The sequence below is a fragment of the Blastococcus sp. SYSU DS0539 genome (assembly GCF_054050855.1).
Window position 1 is genome coordinate 1 of sequence record NZ_JBJHAF010000031.1, and the last position, 797, is coordinate 797.

At 60.4% G+C, this 797-nt stretch carries 1 rRNA gene; it reads right to left on the reverse strand.

Annotated features, from left to right (window positions below):
• Window positions 1-797 (reverse strand): 23S ribosomal RNA (locus ACI790_RS19845); the annotation flags it as partial.

Consider the following 797-nt stretch of genomic DNA (forward strand, 5'->3'; position numbering starts at 1 on the left):
CAGTTCGCTCGATCGCCTCGGTATTCTCTACCTGACCACCTGAGTTGGTTTGGGGTACGGGCCGCTCGGAACTCGCTAGAGGCTTTTCTCGGCAGCATAGGATCATCCAATTCGCCTCAATCGGCTATGCATCGGGCCTCACCCTGTATGTGGAACGGATTTACCTACTCCACGGGCCACACCCTTGCCCCGGTACTACCACTCACCGGTAGGACTACCTTCCTGCGTCACCCCATCGCTTGCCTACTACCAGTCCGGGTCCCCAGCTAATCCGGATTGCCCACAAGTGGGCGCACCGGCGTCGGTGGGTTAGCATCGCTGAGTTCAGCATGGGCGTTCCTTCGCGGGTACGGGAATATCAACCCGTTGTCCATCGACTACGCCTGTCGGCCTCGCCTTAGGTCCCGACTCACCCTGGGCGGATTAGCCTGGCCCAGGAACCCTTGGTCTTCCGGCGGGGGAGGTTCTCACTCCCCTCTCGCTACTCATGCCTGCATTCTCACTCGTGTGGCGTCCACGGCTGGATCACTCCGCCGCTTCCACCGCCACACGACGCTCCCCTACCCATCCACACACCTGGCCGGCACCCCGAAAGGTGTCGGCGGGCTAACGTGTGAATGCCACGGCTTCGGCGGTGTGCTTGAGCCCCGCTACATTGTCGGCGCGGAACCACTTGACCAGTGAGCTATTACGCACTCTTTCAAGGGTGGCTGCTTCTAAGCCAACCTCCTGGTTGTCTCTGCGATCCCACATCCTTTTCCACTTAGCACACGCTTAGGGGCCTTAGCCGATGATCT